Here is a 17,610-nt window from a genome sequence, read left to right as displayed (position 1 = left end):
TTATTTCCTAGAAGTTATCACTTCATCTATTATACCATACTTTTTAGCTTCTTCTGCTGACATAAAGAAATCTCTATCGGTATCTTTTTCAACTTTTTCTAGTGGTTGGCCTGTTCTATCACTTATTATTTCATTTAATTTATCTCGCATCTTCAATATTCTTTCAGCATGTATTCTTATATCTTCTGCCTGACCTCTAGTTCCTCCCAATGGTTGATGTATCATTATTTCTGAATTTGGAAGGGCGAATCTCTTACCTTTAGCGCCAGCAGTAAGTAAAAATGCTCCCATACTAGCACACATACCTACACATATAGTAGATACATCAGGCTTTATATATTGCATAGTATCATATATTGAAAAACCCGCTGTTATTGATCCACCTGGACTATTTATATATATTTGAATGTCCTTATCTGGATCTTGAGCCTCCAAAAATAACAACTGAGCAACCACTAAACTTGCTGTGGTATCGTTGATTTCGTCACTTAAGAAAATTATCCTATCTTTTAAAAGTCTAGAATAAATATCATAAGATCTTTCTCCCCTATTAGTTTGTTCCACAACAACAGGTACTAAAGCCATATCTATCCCTCCATGTTAATTTTTTGCAAATTAAACCGACGATAGTATATTGATTAAACAAGCTTTGCATTATCTACAAGCATATCTACCGTCTTGCTTTTAATTATACCCATTTTGATGTATTCTAAATCTTCATCTCTCATATTTTTCTTAAATTTATCTAAGTCTTGGTCATATTGTTTAGCTAATTTAGCCAACTCTTTTTCTACTTCTTCTTCTGTTACTTCGATTTCTTCTGCTTTAGATATAGCTTCTAAAACTAAATCTGTTTTAACAAAATTTTCTGCAGTAGGTTTTATTTGTTCTCTAAGGTCTTCTATTTTTGTATTTGTTAATGAGAGATATTTTTCCATATTAAGTCCTTGATAAAGTAGTCTATATTCGAAATTCTTTATTTCAGAATCTATTTGAGCTTCTATCATAGCTTCTGGGATATCTACTTCGACTCCCTCTAATACTTTTTCTATAACTTTACTTTGAGTTTCATTTTTTTCTTTCTGCTCTGCTTCATCTTCCATTTTTTTCTTTAGATCTGCTTTTAGTTCTTCTAATGTATCAAACTCACTTACATCTTTAGCAAATTCATCATCCAATGCTGGTAATTCTTTTTCTTTTACTTCATGAATTTTAACTTTAAATATTGCTTCCTTTCCAGCTAACTCTTCTGAATGATATTCTTCTGGGAATGTAACTTTTACATCTACATCATCTTCTACATTTTTACCTACTAATTGTTCTTCAAATCCAGGTATGAAGGTATTTGATCCTAATTCCAGTGTTTGATTCTCAGCTGTACCTCCTTCAAACTGTTCATCTCCCACATATCCTTCATAATCTATAACTACTGTATCTCCTTCTTTAGCAGCTCTATATTCAACAGCTATTAATCTGGAATTTCTCTCTTGCATATTTTTAAGCTCTGCTTCCACATCTTCCTCTGTTACATTATACTCTACTTTTTCTGCTTCTATTCCTTTATACTCTCCTAGTTTAACCTCTGGCTTTACTGTTATATCTACTTTAAATACAACTGGTTTATCCTTTTCAAGTTCTTCTATATCTATCTCAGGTCTATCTACAGGTTTTAAATCATGTTCTTCTATTGCTTTATCATATGCATCAGGTAATACAAAATTAACTGCATCTTCATAAAAAACTTCTACCCCATATCTAGATTCAATTATTTTTCTTGGAGTTTTACCCTTTCTAAATCCAGGAATATTAAATCTACCCCTGTTTTTTAAATATGATTTTTGTATAGCCTTTTCGAATGTTTCTGAACTTACCTCAATTTTTAATGTTACATTATTATTTTCTTTTTTTACGATTGTTGAACTCAACTTCGTTCCTCCTCATCCAATTTAATTTATGTATTTTTAAAATACTAAATGTTTGTCCAGTCAATATATTCTAATCAATTAACCATTATATTATATCATAAATAATTTGCCTATCCAATATAGTCATTTTTTAAGATTACTTATTCTAATTCAATTATGAGATACATATTAAAAAAACCAATGGACAAACCATTGGTTTTTTTATGTCTATGGTGCGGGAGAGAGGACTCGAACCCCCACGCCAATGGCACTAGATCCTAAGTCTAGCGCGTCTGCCAATTCCGCCACTCCCGCATTATTTACTGATACCGACAAAAGATATTATACAAAGTTTATTAACTTATGTCAAGGATTTTTTTAACTTTTTTTGCGGGAGTGTAGATTAAAATTAATCTACTTTAAACCTTTTTATATCTTCCAATAGTTTTTCAAATGATTTTTTTGTATTTTCAGCATGTCTATTCAATGACTCCATAGTTGCTAGTTGCTCCTCTACAGAAGCAGAAACCTCTTGAGTTCCAGCAGAGTTTTCCTCAGTTATTGCTGAAATATTATTTATGGCCTCAACAATCGTATCTTTTCCTTCTTCTATTTCATGGGCGTACTTGGTCACATTTTCCATGTTTCCAACTAAATCTGAAAGTGAATTAGATATATGATTAAATATTTCATTAGTATCATTGAGCCATTTTTCTTGTTCCTCCTGCATTTCTTTTACAGTCTCTGTGGCCATTACAGCATTTTTAGAACTGTCTTGAATATTGTGTATCCTCTCTCTTATATCATTTGTAGCTTGAGAGACTTCAACAGCTAACTTTCTTATCTCATCAGCTACTACTGCAAATCCCTTACCTGCCTCTCCTGCTCTAGCAGCCTCAATAGATGCATTTAATGCCAATAGATTCGTTTGCTCGGCTATATCATCAATCAATTGAGTAATAGATTCAGCATTGTGAGCATATTCATTTACATCATCTATAGTAGTATCCACAACTTTTATGCTATTTGCTATGTCTAGCGTTTTGGTGCTCAATTTTTTTATTATTTCAATGCCGTTATCACCTATCTTATTGCTTTCCTGAGCAATGTCAAACGTTCCCTCTATTAGTCTACCTATTCTCTCTATTCCATTTCCTAATTCAGTAGTCTTTTGGGCTATTTCCTCAGCATCTTTAGCCTGGTCAGATATACTATTCGCCATCTGGTCCATGGCTTCTGCTATCTCATTGGCAGCTCTATCACTTTGTACTGATATTTCTGACAATGCTTTTGTTTCTTCGTTAGCAACAATCCCTGACTCTTTAGCACTATTTATTAAACTTTTGATATTTACTACCATATTGTTATAACTCTTAAATAATACTCCAAACTCGTCTCCCCGTTCTTTTTTCCACACATTGGTCAAATCACCCTGCTCTGCTTTATGCATAAGCAGTATCATTTCTTTTATAGGGTTATTTATACCTCTAGTAATTAGTATTATCAATATTATAGATATAATTATTATAATTGCTATGGAAATTATATCTGTTCTATATATTGAATTATATTCTTTAAGTATTTGAGCTTTAGGTATATTGGTTATATAGCCCCACACAGTGTCCATATCATTAAAATTAATAGGCTGATAGACAACTAAATCTTCTTCCTTTTCTCCAGCTAATTCAGTAAAAAAACTCCCTTTATTATATTTACTTAAATTATCCATTATTTCATCATTGATTATTCCTTCATCCATTAGAGACTGGAATGTAGGGTTTTCATTTACATTACTACATATTACTGTTCCCTCTTTAGAGACTATTGTAGATGATCCTTTTAAATTCTTTATACTTTCAATCTCTTCTATTCTATTACTCAAATAATCCAACCCTATGTCTGCTGTTACTACTCCTAAAAAGTTTTCTTTGCTGTCCAATACAGGATAGGATATAGTAGTCATCAACACATCCACTCCATTTACTGGATATATGTACGGCTCTGTCAATATGGGTTTTTTAGTCCTTTTAGGTACTAGATACCAATCTCCTGCACCCTCCACATCATATTCTACCAATACATCTACCCCTATCTGGCCATCATCACCCCTATAGGCATATGGTAGAAATCTTCCATTTTTATCACTTCCCAGTGACTTTAGTCCTGCATATGATGAATCATCTTGGTCAAAACTATTCACTTCCCATCCAGAACCATGGGCTATAATATTTTTATTCTTTTCTAAACTATTTTTTAAAAGCATTATAACCGATTGCCTATCTAATTTATTGTTTTCTGTAAGCAGTCCTATATGCTGTGCAAGGCCTTCCACTGTACGCTGTACCACTTCTATTTCCTTTTCCAATCTCAATGCTTCCCCTTTAGATATTTCTTCTACCTCTTTTTGGGTTTTGTTTAAACTAACATTTTTTAGTTCCGAAAGAATGTCCATCTCTAGATAAACAGACACACCTAAGATTACAAATGACAATAATGCTATCTTCATCCAAACCTTAAAGCCATTTTTTCTAGACATTTTTGTCCCCCCATTTTTTGTATATAATTTACTATTATTCTAAAAAACTCTTTATTATTTATTTATACCCATTTAACATTGTTTTACATTATAAAAATAGACGGAGAATCTTTTTCCCATATTGTCAATAACATACAATTATGATAGAGGTATAAAATAAATATTTAATAAAATTTGTGTCCATATGAAAAAGTTAGTAGTTAAATGGTTAGTAATAAGTAGTTTAATGATGAAATCCATAAGATTTCAACCATCAACTACTAACCACTAACTAATAGCTACTAACTTCTTTCTTATCTTTTAACTCTTAGCTTTATAATGCTTCCCAATTTGCTGGATATACAACATATACAAATCTTGCATGTTGGGGACAACTAAATTTTATTGCTGTATCTTTAGGTATAAAGATTATATCCCCCTTATTTCCTACTATTTTTCTATCTCCTATAACTATCTCCAATGTTCCATCTATTATATAGTCAACCTCGTCATATTTTAATGTCCAATCAAATGTGGATTCTTCCATCTCCATTACTCCACACCCTAACCTAGGACTCTCCTCTAGATTCAATACATCCTTCAGATATACCTTATCTCCTTCTTTTCCTGTATCAAATTTTTCTGGTTTTACTGTACTTGTCTTTATAACTGCAACTCCACTTTTGTCAGTTTCCTTTTTAAAATCATTATTTGCATCCAACTGTTCTTTTAATACCCTTCTAACAATTTCTTCCACTATCTTAGTATCTATATCTACCATAATCTATACCCCCATTACTCTTCAGCTTTGGCTGTCTTACCAAGGGTCTTATTGGCAATTAACATGGCCACCATAACAGCTGTAATACCTGAAACAAGTTTTCCAACAACCATAGGGAATATCATATCTCTTGCAACTCCTGCAGTAAATCCTAAATGATCACCAAATACAAATGCTGCACTTACTGCAAAGGCCACATTCAAAATTTTTCCTCTATCATCCATATCCTTCATCAATTGAAACATAGGTATATTATTTGCCAATGTAGCTACCATACCAGCTGCTGCCACATCTCCCATACCTAAAACTTTACCCATACTAAGCAATGGCTTTTTAAATACTTTAGTTATAAAGTGAACCATAGGAAATGCTCCTGCTAACATCAATGCAATAGATCCAACTATCTCTATACCATCCCAAACTGGTGCCATTCCCGGTATTATAACTATTCCTGTAAGGGTTTCTACAATTATAGCTGCCGTTCCTGCAGTTATAACTATAACCACTCCCTTACCGAATACAGTAAATCCCTTTATCATCTTATTGGGCATTTTCCAAAGCCCCAGTGCTATAAGCAAAGATACTATAATTATAGGTACTAAATTGCTCAGTATCATAGATATTTCAAATCCTGCTGCAATTCCTCCAGCTAAACATCCAATAGGTATAGTTATTATACCTGCTAATATACCTGTAGCTAAAAATTTATGATCTCTTTTTTCAATTATCCCTAATGCTACCGGTATTGTAAATACTATTGTAGGTCCCATCATACCTCCAAGGATAAGTCCTGCAAAAAGTCCTGCTTCCTTAGTTTGGGCCATTTCCATAGCCAAGGGATATCCTCCCATATCATTGGCTAAAAGTGTTGTAGCAAACATCGCCGGATCTGCTCCCAATGCACTATATATAGGAGATACCACTGGAGTAAGTATTTTAGCAAGTACTGGTGCCAATGATACAACCCCTACCATAGCTATAGCCAAAGAACCCATTGCCATAAAACCTTCGTCAAACTGTTCACCTAGACCAAATTTATTTCCTATTATCTTGTCTATTGCACCTAATACCATAAAAACTACCATTATATATACAATAATTTCATTAATACTCATTTATTCTCCCCCTTTATCATCGAAATAAGGATTTCAATGCTACTCTCCACTCTACCTATTCAGTTTTAACCTTGGGTAAAATACATTCTACTTCTTCATGTGGTCTTGGAATTACATGTACTGATACCAATTGACCAACTCTATCGGCGGCGGCTGCTCCTGCATCTGTTGATGCCTTTACTGCACCTACATCCCCTCTAACCATCACAGTTACATATCCTCCTCCTATTTGCTCCTTACCTATTAATGTGACATTTGCTGCCTTTACCATAGCATCTGCTGCCTCAATAGATCCTATTAAACCTCTAGTTTCTACCATTCCCAACGCATTTTTAACAGCCATAATATTTGCCTCCTTTATTTTTTATTAATCCTATTTAAAGTCTCATTACACAGCTCATTAAGTCTTACCTCATCACTAATACCATAATCTTCTTTTAACATCTTCAATATATCCTTTTTAACAATCTCAGGGTCAAAACAGTAGTCACAATCTTTCTCCTCTGGTTTTTCTCCATATACTATTGTTAGGCCCATATTTCTAATTATGTCCTTAGCACCGGGAGTTAGTATCATATCCTTACCAATATATATTTTTTCATCACCCTTAGATACATATTGATTTATATTCTTTTTAGTAAGCAATACCTTTCCCATATTATCCCTCCCATCTATAACAATTTTTCAAATAATTCTTTTCTAGGAGATGGGATAACCACCTTACTTATAAGCATACCATTGTCTTTACCTATCATACTTCCCGCTTCGACGGCCTCCTTTACAGCACTTACATCTCCACTCAATGTAACAAAAGACTTTCCTCCTATAGCAAAACCTAATCTTATTTCTATAAGATTTATCAATGCAGCCTTTGCTGCCGCATCAGCTGCTACTATTGATGTAGCTACACTGAAAAATTCCATTGCTCCTATGGCATTTACTTCCCCTATTTGTGTAGCACCATTTATAGCATTAATCAATTGAGGATGTATACTGGGTAGAATCAACTCATCTACTACATATTGTCTTCCTACTTCTTTTCCTGCCTCTACAGAGGATTTTACCGCTCCTACATCCCCCGAAATAAGCACTATATATTTCCCAGGACATATGGAGTTTGAAAGTATTAATTCTACTTCGGCAGCCTTTATCATAGCATCAGCTGTTTCTATCCCCTTAGCTATACTATTTAGTTCCAGAAGTCCTATGGTCCTTATCATAAAATCACCCCATTATCTTCCCTTTGAATAATTACCTTATCTGATACCTCCAACACCTTTCCATCTATGGTTGCATGTACATTTGCCCCCATATCATTTCTTTCTACCTTTCCTATAAGTTGACCCTTAGATACATTATCTCCAACTTTTACTACGGCACTGGCAGGTTTTCCTATATGTTGACTCAATGGTATGGTAACTTCTTTAGGAAACAATTCCTTTATATCATCTATATTTTGATTATAATATTTAAGTATATCTAATCTTGCCATAAGCCTTGTTGTAGGAATCTTCCTATATTCAATCATATCTCTGCTCTCAATATCTGTACTACCCTTTTCTGGTCTTATACCTTTCTTTCTCAGCTCTCCTTTAACATATACATTTACTAATCTAGGTGAAAGTCCCATAGGACAAGAATACAACTCACATATTCCACACTCACAACATATCAACGCTTCCTTCATTATCTCTTCATCCTGCTCCGACATACCTATATTCCTCATAACTTTATGTGGTCTCAATTTGTGACCTATGAGATATCTATGACATAAATCGGTACAATATCTACATTGGATACACGCCGATCTAGTTTCATTTATTATAGTCTGAAGAGGTTTCCTCTTCCTTTGTACTATATAATGATCTTTAGGCAATATTATCAAAGAACCATCAGTCTTTTTGATGTGATTTTTATGGGTTTCATTATCATCTATTATAGTCCCCATCATAGGGCCACCTATTATGACAGCATATTCATTGAGATCAGTGCCACCTGCTGCATCTATACACTCTTTAACCGATATACCTACTGGTACCTTAAGCATTGTAGGATTATTTACTTCTCCCACTACAGTTATGCACTTATCTACAACAGGATTATCCTTCATTGCTTCACCAATATTGACTATAGTCCCTACATTGGTAACTACTGCACCCACATCCAATGGTATCCCTGCCTCAGGAATAGACCGACCTGTTACTTCATATACCATCATCTGCTCATCTCCTGCTGGATAGTAATTACCTAGATAGAATAATTCCACATTTGAATTTAATCTTTTAATTATGTCCTTCAGACTATTTATTTCCTCTGTATATTTTTCTTTAAGGGCTATAATAAGATGTTTAGCCTCTACAAACTCTCCTACCTCTTCTACAGTCTTTATTATTTCTTCCCCTCTATTCATCATGATATATTTATCTGTATTTAATAGAGGTTCACATTCAGCTGCATTTATAATAAGGTATTCTACTTTGCAATCTAATTTTACATGGGTAGGAAATCCTGCACCTCCCGCTCCCACAACTCCCGCTTCATATATTTTCTGTAATAAATCCATGTTCTACCAACACCTCTTTTCCCATTTAATCTTCCTCTACATCAACTACATCAATTATTCCAACTATTATTGCATCAATGGGAATGTCTTTTCTTCCTAAGGCCATTCTAGCCGAACTACCATTTACTATTAATACCGTTTCTCCTATTCCTGCTCCAATGGTATCAGCTGCTACCACAGTAGGAAGGTCTTTACCCGAAGAATAATCTAAAGGTTTTACAACTAAAAACTTTAGTCCATTTAAAGCCTCATCTTTTCTTGTAGCCCATATATTTCCAACTACCTTTCCAACTATCATAAATACCTTCCTCCTCGTTTAAATTTATTTGGTAAAGATACCAATGCCATTGGTCCTTATATAGTCTTTTGCCAAAGGAGTTATTATAGTGGCTTTATTTGTTACAACCTCTGTATATCCTCCTTGGTGAATCTGTCTTATTAGAGATTCCGTCACTATTTTTTCTTTAATTACATATTGGTTATTTTTATCAACATTTTCATCAACAGACTCTTTTGCCCTCATATTATCAGCAAACAATCCTGATATCTCTTTTTCATTTACAAAATTTATTCCAAAGGTTTCAAGCCTTTCTTCATAAGATTTCATCATATTATAAAATGGTATATTGGAACTGTCCTTATATTTGTGATATTTGATGCCTTCATTTAACACATACACCCTTTTGCCTTGTAATATAAAGTCTATTATAATGGAAGAGATTTTATCATTTGGCAATCCCAATGCAATATTAACTAGTTCCTTATTAGTCATACTCCCTATTAAAATATATTTATAGGAATCTACAACTACATCTTCATTTAAATCTTCCAAATGATCTATATGAAAATCTTCCTTGACTTTTTCCAATACATTTTCTATTGAAAAATCTACAGTTAAAATCTTATCCTTTCTTTCATTCAACTTATCTGTATTAGTGTTTTGAATCCTCTTCATAACTTCCCTAGTTATATATTCAATCAGCTCTTTAGTATCCATTGAATTCATATCTAAATATCACATCCTTTATATCCTGCAATTCATAGCAATACCTAAAGGTGTTACTAAAAATGGATTTTTAGGTTTGATAGTAGTTATTCCCGTTTCTTTTTCTATAATTGTCTCTATTCCCTTTAGACAACTAGTACCTCCCACAAGATATATCTCTTTAGCATCATGATTTTTAATATGAGTATTTACTATATTTCCCATTTTCTGAACTACAGGTATTACCACAGGAAAAACTTCATCTTGTTTGTCCGAAGATGTCTTCAATTTTTCTGCCTCTTCAAATTTAACTTTGTAACTTCCAGCTATAACCAATGTTAAATGGGTTCCTCCTGTAGCTTCATCAGCTACATATACTACTTCACTATCTTCAATTATAGATAATCCAGTGGTACCTCCACCTATATCCACAATAACTCCATTATCTATATTCAGCACTGCATTGGCAGCTGTAGGCTCATCTAATATATTAGTTACTTCCATACCTGCTCCCTGTACTACATACATATGGGTCTTACTGTCCCTCTCACCTGTTCCTGGTGGAACTGCTATGGCTGCCTTGGTAAGCTCTACTCCTATCTTTTCTTCTATTCTTTCCTTAAGACTTCTCACTATTTTCATAGCACCTATATAGTCTACAACCAGTCCATCTCTTATTACTTGAGCAAATTCCATTTCACATGCTACTGGTCTTTTGTCCTTATCTAATACAACCAATACAATATATGCTGTACCTAAATCCACACCTACCAGCAATTCTTCTCCTTGCTTCACTTTTTTAGGGTTTTTAATAGTCTCTTCCAATTGGGCGATTATACTATCGGAATTTGTAAAATCTATCATTGCCATTTCCCCTCTTCTGTCAATATTTTTCCTTTAATGCCATTTTCAAAGTTACACGCATTTGCCTCATCAAAATCTATGTGCATATTTAAACTGTAGTCTTTGCTTACCCTTACTAATACATCTTCAAATATAACTGGTCTATCACTGAATACCTTCACCGATACTATTTGTTTATCTTCTACTCCAAAGCTATTGGCTATATCTGGTGGCATATGAATATGTCTCTTTGCTATAATAACTCCTTCATCAACCTTTATCATATCTTTTCCCGATGATAGATATATGGATGAACTTCCTGTTGTTTTTCCTGATTCCCTAACAGGTGCCTTTATCCCTAGAGATATGGCATCTGTTTTGGAAACCTCTACTTGGGTGTTTTTCCTCTCTGGCCCTAATACAGCCACATTTTTAAACATGCCCTTAGGTCCAATTAATGTGACCCTTTCATTACTCAGAAATTGTCCTGGCTGGGATAATTCTCTCTTAGGAGTGAGCCTATAGCCCTTTCCAAAAAGTCTTTCTACATCCTCTTTACTAAGATGTACATGTCTTGCTGATGCCTCAATGGGTATAATACCTTTTTCACTCTCTTCTTGTGATAGTCCCTCTACTACTCTACCTATTATTTCCTTTATCATTCTTTCATCCATCGGTTCACCTCCCATTAGTTGTAATATCCAGCCAAATACCTGCACATCATTACATATACTGCACTACTCAATCTATTGAGGGCTTTTATTATATCTTTTCTTTCCAGAGATATAGAACTCAATTCTGCTTCTCTAACACTACTTCGAATGGCATTTAATCCTATTACCAATTCTCCCATTTTATAATCAGGCAATATATGCTCTACTCCTAGATGCTTTTTAGGGTTATGTGACATTTCCCTAACCTCTTCTTCCTTTAGTCCCAGGATACTTATATTTTCTATTTTTTCATTAATAACCTCTGCTTTAAGTATATTTCTTACAAATCGAAGTATTTCTTGTATCTCATCAACCAACTTCTGGCACTTATCTCTATCTGCCATCACCTGTACCTCAAGTATTTTCGATTGGAGACTATCAAGTTTACCCCTAAATACTATACTGGGATGATCTTTAAAAACCAATTCATTACCATATAACTGAGTCATATGTTCAGGTTTGTCATCAAAATACCCTCCAGTATATCTACATATATATTTTGGTACAAACCTCTCCTCTTTATCTTCTTTATGCTTTTGATTATCTGGTTTTGAACTAGCCTGTTTTACCTCATCTTCAAATACCAATTTAATATTTTTTTCATTCAAATATTCCCTAGCAGAAGGAGTAATTATAATATTAGAATTGACAATGAGCTCATCTGTTTTTTCCTTTTTAAGCCTTGCCCTAAGTTCTGCCTCAGTCAAAACTTTCATTTATTATCACATCCTTTTTTAGGTCTAAACCTGGTCCATATAGACCAGGCAATACCTAGAATGATTATCCTTCAAGTTTAGGTAATATTAGTTCCACTTCATTATGAGGTCTTGGAATTACATGTACAGAAACCAATTCTCCAACTCTTTCTGCTGCCGCTGCCCCAGCATCTGTAGCTGCTTTAACAGCCCCTACATCTCCTCTAACCATTACAGTTACAAGGCCACCACCAACATGTACCTTTCCAATAAGTGTTACATTTGCCGCCTTTACCATGGCATCTGCTGCCTCTACAGAACCTACCAATCCTTTAGTCTCTATCATTCCCAATGCATTCGTATTAGCCATTTGTATATTCCTCCTTTAATTTCATTAAAATTTATTTTTATTAAGACTATTTACCTTTTTTTAATTCGGCTATGACAAGTTTTGCTATTCTTTCAACATCCACATTATTAAATCTTTCTTCTCTTTGACTACACTCATCTTTATACTCGTCTGCTATATCTTCTAATTCCTTTATGCCATAGGCCATCCTTCTAATATTTATTAGGTTTAATGGACTTACATTGTCTGATGTAGCACTTCCTCCTATAGCCCCACAACCCAATGTCAATGATGGTGCTAAATTAGTACTTGCACCTATACCTCCCTGCGATGAAGGTGTATTTATCAATATCCTTGATGCAGGCTTCCTCAATGCAAATTCTTTTATTATATCTTCATCTTTAGAATGAATAACTAAAGAATGACCTAGCCCACCATAATTCAGCAATTCAATACATTTGTCACAAGCCCTTTCCCAATCTTCTTCAGCATATAAAGCCAATATGGGAGAAAGCTTTTCTCTAGAAAATGGATATTGTCTGCCAACTTCTGTCTGCTCTGCTATTAGCACCCTTGTATCATTAGGCACTTTTATTCCTGCCATTTCTGCTATTTTTATAGCAGACCTTCCTGCAATAGCTGAGTTGAATTTGCCACTTCTGTCTTGGATTGTGTTCCCTACTTTATCTAGTTCTTCTCCAGTTAAAAAATATCCACCTTGTTTTACGAATTCCGTCTTTACTTGATTTTTTATACAATTTTGTGTAACTACAGCTTGTTCTGAAGCACATATTGTACCATTGTCGAATGTCTTACTGTCCATTATTCTCTTCACTGCTAGAGGTATATCTGCACTCTTTTCTATAAATGCAGGTACATTTCCAGGGCCTACACCCAATGCTGGAGTTCCTGAACTATATGCAGCCTTCACCATGCCTGAACCACCTGTGGCCAATATTAATGCAACATCTCTATGCTTCATCAATGCATCTGTTCCTTCCATAGTAGGTATAGACATACAACTTATCAATCCTTCTGGTGCCCCTGCTATTTTTGCCTCTTCTTCCAATATTCGCACAGTTTCTCTAATACAATTAAGTGCCGATGGGTGAGGGCTAAATACTATGGCATTTCCTGATTTTACTGCTATAAGCGCCTTATAAATAGCTGTAGATGTAGGATTTGTCGAAGGTACTAGCCCTGCTATTACTCCAACTGGTGTTGCTATCTCTATTACTTTATTCTCTTTATCCTCATTAACTATGCCTATGGTCTTCATATCTTTTATATATTCATATACAGCTTTACTTGCAAACTTATTTTTTATTATCTTATGTTCATATACACCAAACCCTGTTTCCGCTGCTGCCATTTTTGCCAATCTATCTGACTCTCTATAAGCTATATTTGCCATAGCCTTTACTATATTATCGATATCCTTTTGACTCTTCTTTTTAAATATACGATGAGCCTCTTTAGCTTTTTCTACTAGTTCTCTCACTTCTTGTATAGATTTTAAATCTTTATCCTTAATCACCACCTACTTCACCCTTTCATAAAATTTCAATATAGCTTCTATAAGTTCTTTTTTTCTAGAATATTTAATTTGATTTCTTTCTATAGGGAAAGGTTCTTCAAATTTATCATCTAAACTTCTAGCCAATGATCTTAGCTTAACTGTTTTAATCTCCTTAAGCTCATCCCCAGTTTTAAATGATAAATCTATTTCTTCATCATTCAATTCGTCTTCATTTGTATCTATTTCTTCTTCCTCATCCTCGTCTACATATTCCCCACTTGTTTCCCCATTTTTTTCTGCTGAATGTATCTCATCTTCTTCAATATCCTTTTTATCCTCCTTGTCATCCTGCTGTATATCTTCTTCTTTTTTTTCTGGATCTGGATCGTAAGAAGGCAATATCTTTTCTACATCATCACTGGGCCTAGGAATTACATGGGTAGATATTAGTGTTCCTACCTTTACCACAGCAGTCTCTGCTGCATCTATTGATGCCTTTACAGCTCCTACATCTCCTCTTATATGAATGGTCACTAATCCACCCCTTATAAATTCACAGCCCACCAATTCAACATTGGCTGCCTTTACACATACATCGGCGGCTTCGATTGCTCCCACATATCCATATGTTTCTATCATTCCTAGGGCTCTATTTTTCATAATTATCACCACAATTTCTCAATTAATATTTGGCTGGATTATCTGCAACAAAGTGTACTGCTGCAGCAAAAGCATCACAAGCTGCCTTACATGCTGATTGACTACCTGTCAATAATCCTCCACCAAAGTTTGTTTCAGATGGTGGCCCATAAAATTGTACCATCTTAACATCAGCTGCCTTCAATGCAGCATCTAAAGCATACATGGCCTCTATTGGAGGTGCTATCAAATATGCTATAGCTGCCCCCTCCTGTATTCCACACATACTAGATAAATATGTTCCAGTTCTTGATATACAATGGGCATAATATGCAATTGAATCATCTTCATTGGCACTATAGAAACATGCATCATTTTCTATAAAATCAACTGCTGCATCTAATCCACTTCTTACCTCTGCAGGATTTGGCCCTGCCAATATACCTATAAATTCACCTGCTAACTTAGTAGAGGCATTTGCTGCTCCTGCATAAAAAGACTTTGCATAAACCACATCTACATCGGCCTTTTTAGTGGCCTCATCTAAAGCTGTATAAGAAACATCGTCAATATCAGTAGTTATTAACCCTATACTCCTATGCTCAGGTCCCAGCTCTAGTGCCTTAGCCAAATCTGGGTCAATATTTGGAATCAATTTAACACTTAGTACTTGTGCACGAATTGGATCGTTTCTCATTAATAATCCCTCCCATTTTTCTACAATTCAAGATCTAGACCACTGGTCTTTTGATCTAACATTTCTTTTATAATGTGCGCTATATGTGCTCCTGCTTCTATTGATGCTGTTCCTCCCTGATGTATATTAGAAACTACTGTCCTTCTTGCCTCTGGCATTCCCACTGTACCCTTATATGCGATATATGCACTCATACTTTCTCCAGTAGCAAGACCAGGTCTTTCTCCTACCAATAAACAAGTAACCTCTGCCCCAGTAACTTCTGATACAACATCCATTGCAGGCACCCTACCAAATTTTATGAAAAAAGGCGTTCCAATCTTTATTCCATATCCTTCTAGTCCTTGAGTTATTACAGGTAGTATATCCCTGATATTAGCCTCTATAGCTGTTGAACTTAGACCATCTGCAACTACTATTTGAACTTGTGGATTCATCTGACATTTTTCTTTCATCTTATTAATCTCTTCATCATCAAATTTTCTTCCCAAATCTGGTCTTGTAAGATATTCATCTTTGTCTTTACATTTAGTCTTGACAGTAAATAGATTCATTTCCCCTATAATCTCTTCATCTACATTAGTAAATACAGCATCCATTGCAACTGCATGGTCCGCTCTAAACCTAAGCAAAGTTTCAGTTTTATATCTTGGACCTGCCCTCCATACACCTACTCTAGCAGGTGTCTTGGCTTTCATACTCAAATATTCTTCTTTATTTTCTGGATTTGGAACCAATAACTGCTCTTTTAAATTAATCGTTGTTATGTCAGTCAACTCACCATCATCTATGTCATTTACTTCTGTACACTGTGGTGTAGTACATTTTTCAGCTTCTACAGGAGATTTGCTCCCTAACTCTGTTAATACCTGTTCTACAATTTTCTTTAATTCTCTTTCAGATACCATTTAATTCACCTCTCCATTTTTTAGAAATATTGAAGGATCTCCAGCCTTTGCTGTTAGTTTGCCATCTTGATCCATTATCCCCATATTAATTAACCAATGAAAAAACTCTTGGGCTGGTGTTCTATTTAACAGCTCTCTCAAGGTTGCATCATCATGAAAGCTGGTATCCTGATAACTTAGCATTACATCATCCCCTACTGGTACTCCCATATAATAGTTAGACCCAGCTAATGCCAATAACATAGTTGCTGATTCCTGGTCATTTTGATCCATCTTTGTATGATTGGTATAACATGGTGCCATTCCCATAGGTAGCCCTGCAAGTTTACCCATAAAATGGTCTTCTAGATTAGCCCGTATCATCTGTTTACCATCATACAATGTCTCTGGTCCTATAAAACCTGATACATTATTTACCATAAAAGGAAAATACTTTTTAGCAATACAGTAAGTTCGAGCCTCTAATGTCATCTCATCTACACCATGGTCTGTATCCAATGACATCTCTGCACCTTGACCCGTTTCAAAGTACATAAGATTGGGACCAGGAGCCGCTCCCTGCTTCTTTATAAGCTCAAAAGCTTCATCCAATAATAACTGATTTATTCCAAAGGCTTTATTGGCATCTTCAGTGCCTGCTATACTTTGGAAAAATACTGATACCAGAGCTCCCCTCTTTACTGCTTCCATCTGGGTAGATATATGGGACAATACACATGTCTGGGTAGGTATATTCCATTTCATCATAAAGTCGTATAAGCAGTTCATAATTTTCATAGTATTTCCCACTGTGTCCTCCACTGGGTTTATTCCAATTACTGCATCTCCACATCCATAGGATAGACCTTCCATCATAGATGCCAATATACCATCTATATCATCAGTAGGGTGATTTGCTTGAAGTCTAAAAGACAATGTTCCAGGTCTACCTATCACAGTATTGGCTTTAGCCCAGACATTAATCTTGCTTGCTCCATAAACTAAATCCATATTAGACATCAATTTCGCAACCCCAGCTATCATTTCACCATTAAGCCCCTTACTAATCCTTTTTATATCCTCTTCGCTGGTATCATGTTGCAATATATACTCTCTTAAATATCCCACTGTCCAGTTTTTTATGTCATTATAAATTCTTTCATTTATCAGATTATCTATCATCCTTGTGACTTCATCCTCTTCCATGGGAATAGTGGGATGCTTTCTTAAATCTTCCAATGTCAGTTCACTTAAAACTCTCTTGGCTGCAACCCTTTCTTGAGATGTCTCAGCGCCTATCTTTAACAAACCATCGCCTGACTTTTCCTCATTAGCCTTGGCCAATACTTCTTTTATAGAATTAAACTTATAAGTAACTCCAAACAGCTTAGTCTTAAGTTTCATT

At 34.9% G+C, this 17,610-nt stretch carries 19 protein-coding genes, 1 tRNA gene and 1 pseudogene; all 21 read right to left on the bottom strand.

The features are described 5' to 3' along the window. The 21 genes and pseudogenes from clpP to Q326_RS0103950 all read right to left on the bottom strand — a co-directional run bounded on the left by clpP (window position 1) and on the right by Q326_RS0103950 (window position 17,609). On the bottom strand, window positions 1–585 hold the full coding sequence (clpP, locus tag Q326_RS0104050) for an ATP-dependent Clp endopeptidase proteolytic subunit ClpP (RefSeq protein ID WP_026894216.1): 585 nt from the start codon (window positions 583–585) through the stop codon (window positions 1–3). Window positions 586–638: 53 nt separating this feature from the next. Further along, window positions 639–1,925 (bottom strand): trigger factor, encoded by a 1,287-nt coding sequence (tig, locus tag Q326_RS0104045; protein WP_026894215.1) that lies wholly within the window; start codon window positions 1,923–1,925, stop codon window positions 639–641. A 210-nt stretch (window positions 1,926–2,135) separates the two neighbouring features. Further along, a tRNA-Leu gene (locus tag Q326_RS0104040) sits at window positions 2,136–2,219 on the bottom strand. A 94-nt stretch (window positions 2,220–2,313) separates the two neighbouring features. Continuing rightward, window positions 2,314–4,440 carry a methyl-accepting chemotaxis protein gene (locus Q326_RS0104035; protein WP_026894214.1) on the bottom strand — a complete coding sequence of 709 codons (2,127 nt, stop codon included), beginning with the start codon at window positions 4,438–4,440 and terminating at the stop codon, window positions 2,314–2,316. A gap of 313 nt (window positions 4,441–4,753) precedes the next feature. Continuing rightward, window positions 4,754–5,200 (bottom strand): cupin domain-containing protein, encoded by a 447-nt coding sequence (locus tag Q326_RS0104030; RefSeq protein WP_026894213.1) that lies wholly within the window; start codon window positions 5,198–5,200, stop codon window positions 4,754–4,756. Window positions 5,201–5,214: 14 nt separating this feature from the next. Next, window positions 5,215–6,315 carry an ethanolamine utilization protein EutH gene (gene eutH / locus Q326_RS0104025; protein ID WP_026894212.1) on the bottom strand — a complete coding sequence of 367 codons (1,101 nt, stop codon included), beginning with the start codon at window positions 6,313–6,315 and terminating at the stop codon, window positions 5,215–5,217. Between the two features lie 55 nt (window positions 6,316–6,370). Continuing rightward, on the bottom strand, window positions 6,371–6,658 hold the full coding sequence (locus Q326_RS0104020) for a BMC domain-containing protein (RefSeq protein ID WP_026894211.1): 288 nt from the start codon (window positions 6,656–6,658) through the stop codon (window positions 6,371–6,373). Window positions 6,659–6,672: 14 nt separating this feature from the next. After that, on the bottom strand, window positions 6,673–6,972 hold the full coding sequence (locus Q326_RS0104015; protein WP_026894210.1) for a hypothetical protein: 300 nt from the start codon (window positions 6,970–6,972) through the stop codon (window positions 6,673–6,675). Window positions 6,973–6,986: 14 nt separating this feature from the next. After that, window positions 6,987–7,535, bottom strand: coding sequence for a BMC domain-containing protein (locus tag Q326_RS0104010; RefSeq protein WP_026894209.1), 549 nt, complete (start codon window positions 7,533–7,535; stop codon window positions 6,987–6,989). Continuing rightward, the gene (locus Q326_RS0104005) at window positions 7,532–8,878 is read right to left on the bottom strand and encodes a 4Fe-4S dicluster domain-containing protein (protein WP_026894208.1); all 1,347 of its coding nucleotides are present in this window, start codon (window positions 8,876–8,878) and stop codon (window positions 7,532–7,534) included. Before Q326_RS0104005 ends, Q326_RS0104010 begins: the two co-directional genes overlap by 4 nt. A 25-nt stretch (window positions 8,879–8,903) precedes the next feature. Further along, window positions 8,904–9,176: a EutN/CcmL family microcompartment protein gene (locus Q326_RS0104000; RefSeq protein ID WP_026894207.1), complete on the bottom strand. Its 273-nt coding sequence runs from the start codon at window positions 9,174–9,176 to the stop codon at window positions 8,904–8,906. Between the two features lie 24 nt (window positions 9,177–9,200). Next, the gene (locus Q326_RS0103995; RefSeq protein WP_026894206.1) at window positions 9,201–9,884 is read right to left on the bottom strand and encodes a hypothetical protein; all 684 of its coding nucleotides are present in this window, start codon (window positions 9,882–9,884) and stop codon (window positions 9,201–9,203) included. Between the two features lie 18 nt (window positions 9,885–9,902). Then, a complete protein-coding gene (gene eutJ, locus Q326_RS0103990) occupies window positions 9,903–10,727 on the bottom strand; it encodes an ethanolamine utilization protein EutJ (RefSeq protein ID WP_034601036.1) in 825 nt (274 codons plus the stop codon). Continuing rightward, window positions 10,724–11,380 carry a phosphate propanoyltransferase gene (gene pduL / locus Q326_RS0103985; RefSeq protein ID WP_026894204.1) on the bottom strand — a complete coding sequence of 219 codons (657 nt, stop codon included), beginning with the start codon at window positions 11,378–11,380 and terminating at the stop codon, window positions 10,724–10,726. Before pduL ends, eutJ begins: the two co-directional genes overlap by 4 nt. Before the next feature lie 14 nt (window positions 11,381–11,394). Continuing rightward, window positions 11,395–12,135 carry a hypothetical protein gene (locus tag Q326_RS0103980; protein WP_026894203.1) on the bottom strand — a complete coding sequence of 247 codons (741 nt, stop codon included), beginning with the start codon at window positions 12,133–12,135 and terminating at the stop codon, window positions 11,395–11,397. Window positions 12,136–12,199: 64 nt separating this feature from the next. Next, a complete protein-coding gene (locus Q326_RS0103975; RefSeq protein ID WP_026894202.1) occupies window positions 12,200–12,484 on the bottom strand; it encodes a BMC domain-containing protein in 285 nt (94 codons plus the stop codon). A gap of 46 nt (window positions 12,485–12,530) precedes the next feature. Next, window positions 12,531–14,000, bottom strand: coding sequence for an acetaldehyde dehydrogenase (acetylating) (locus Q326_RS0103970; protein ID WP_250160300.1), 1,470 nt, complete (start codon window positions 13,998–14,000; stop codon window positions 12,531–12,533). Window positions 14,001–14,375: 375 nt separating this feature from the next. Continuing rightward, a pseudogene (locus Q326_RS18865) lies at window positions 14,376–14,642 on the bottom strand (BMC domain-containing protein); the annotation flags it as partial. A 22-nt stretch (window positions 14,643–14,664) separates the two neighbouring features. Continuing rightward, complete coding sequence (gene eutL, locus Q326_RS0103960) at window positions 14,665–15,318, bottom strand: ethanolamine utilization microcompartment protein EutL (RefSeq protein ID WP_026894200.1); 654 nt, start codon at window positions 15,316–15,318, stop codon at window positions 14,665–14,667. A gap of 20 nt (window positions 15,319–15,338) precedes the next feature. Continuing rightward, window positions 15,339–16,226: an ethanolamine ammonia-lyase subunit EutC gene (gene eutC, locus Q326_RS0103955; RefSeq protein ID WP_026894199.1), complete on the bottom strand. Its 888-nt coding sequence runs from the start codon at window positions 16,224–16,226 to the stop codon at window positions 15,339–15,341. Then, the gene (locus Q326_RS0103950; RefSeq protein ID WP_026894198.1) at window positions 16,227–17,609 is read right to left on the bottom strand and encodes an ethanolamine ammonia-lyase subunit EutB; all 1,383 of its coding nucleotides are present in this window, start codon (window positions 17,607–17,609) and stop codon (window positions 16,227–16,229) included. Window position 17,610: the final 1 nt, after the last annotated feature.

The organism is Clostridiisalibacter paucivorans DSM 22131, assembly GCF_000620125.1.
GTDB lineage: Bacteria > Bacillota > Clostridia > Tissierellales > Clostridiisalibacteraceae > Clostridiisalibacter > Clostridiisalibacter paucivorans.
This window is presented reverse-complemented; position numbering and strand designations above follow the sequence as displayed.

Excerpts from the sequence above, each read along its gene's own strand:
- Q326_RS0104005 (WP_026894208.1), bottom strand. The coding sequence starts at position 8,878 with ATGGATTTATTACAGAAAATATATGAAGCGGGAGTTGTGGGAGCGGGA.
- Q326_RS0104010 (WP_026894209.1), bottom strand. The coding sequence starts at position 7,535 with ATGATAAGGACCATAGGACTTCTGGAACTAAATAGTATAGCTAAGGGG.
- eutL (WP_026894200.1), bottom strand. The coding sequence starts at position 15,318 with ATGAGAAACGATCCAATTCGTGCACAAGTACTAAGTGTTAAATTGATT.
- Q326_RS0103980 (WP_026894203.1), bottom strand. The coding sequence starts at position 12,135 with ATGAAAGTTTTGACTGAGGCAGAACTTAGGGCAAGGCTTAAAAAGGAA.
- Q326_RS0104030 (WP_026894213.1), bottom strand. The coding sequence starts at position 5,200 with ATGGTAGATATAGATACTAAGATAGTGGAAGAAATTGTTAGAAGGGTA.
- Q326_RS0103950 (WP_026894198.1), bottom strand. The coding sequence starts at position 17,609 with ATGAAACTTAAGACTAAGCTGTTTGGAGTTACTTATAAGTTTAATTCT.
- eutJ (WP_034601036.1), bottom strand. The coding sequence starts at position 10,727 with ATGATAGATTTTACAAATTCCGATAGTATAATCGCCCAATTGGAAGAG.
- Q326_RS0103975 (WP_026894202.1), bottom strand. The coding sequence starts at position 12,484 with ATGGCTAATACGAATGCATTGGGAATGATAGAGACTAAAGGATTGGTA.
- Q326_RS0104035 (WP_026894214.1), bottom strand. The coding sequence starts at position 4,440 with ATGTCTAGAAAAAATGGCTTTAAGGTTTGGATGAAGATAGCATTATTG.
- Q326_RS0103995 (WP_026894206.1), bottom strand. The coding sequence starts at position 9,884 with ATGAATTCAATGGATACTAAAGAGCTGATTGAATATATAACTAGGGAA.
- clpP (WP_026894216.1), bottom strand. The coding sequence starts at position 585 with ATGGCTTTAGTACCTGTTGTTGTGGAACAAACTAATAGGGGAGAAAGA.
- Q326_RS0104015 (WP_026894210.1), bottom strand. The coding sequence starts at position 6,972 with ATGGGAAAGGTATTGCTTACTAAAAAGAATATAAATCAATATGTATCT.
- Q326_RS0104000 (WP_026894207.1), bottom strand. The coding sequence starts at position 9,176 with ATGATAGTTGGAAAGGTAGTTGGAAATATATGGGCTACAAGAAAAGAT.
- eutH (WP_026894212.1), bottom strand. The coding sequence starts at position 6,315 with ATGAGTATTAATGAAATTATTGTATATATAATGGTAGTTTTTATGGTA.
- eutC (WP_026894199.1), bottom strand. The coding sequence starts at position 16,226 with ATGGTATCTGAAAGAGAATTAAAGAAAATTGTAGAACAGGTATTAACA.
- Q326_RS0104020 (WP_026894211.1), bottom strand. The coding sequence starts at position 6,658 with ATGGCTGTTAAAAATGCGTTGGGAATGGTAGAAACTAGAGGTTTAATA.
- pduL (WP_026894204.1), bottom strand. The coding sequence starts at position 11,380 with ATGGATGAAAGAATGATAAAGGAAATAATAGGTAGAGTAGTAGAGGGA.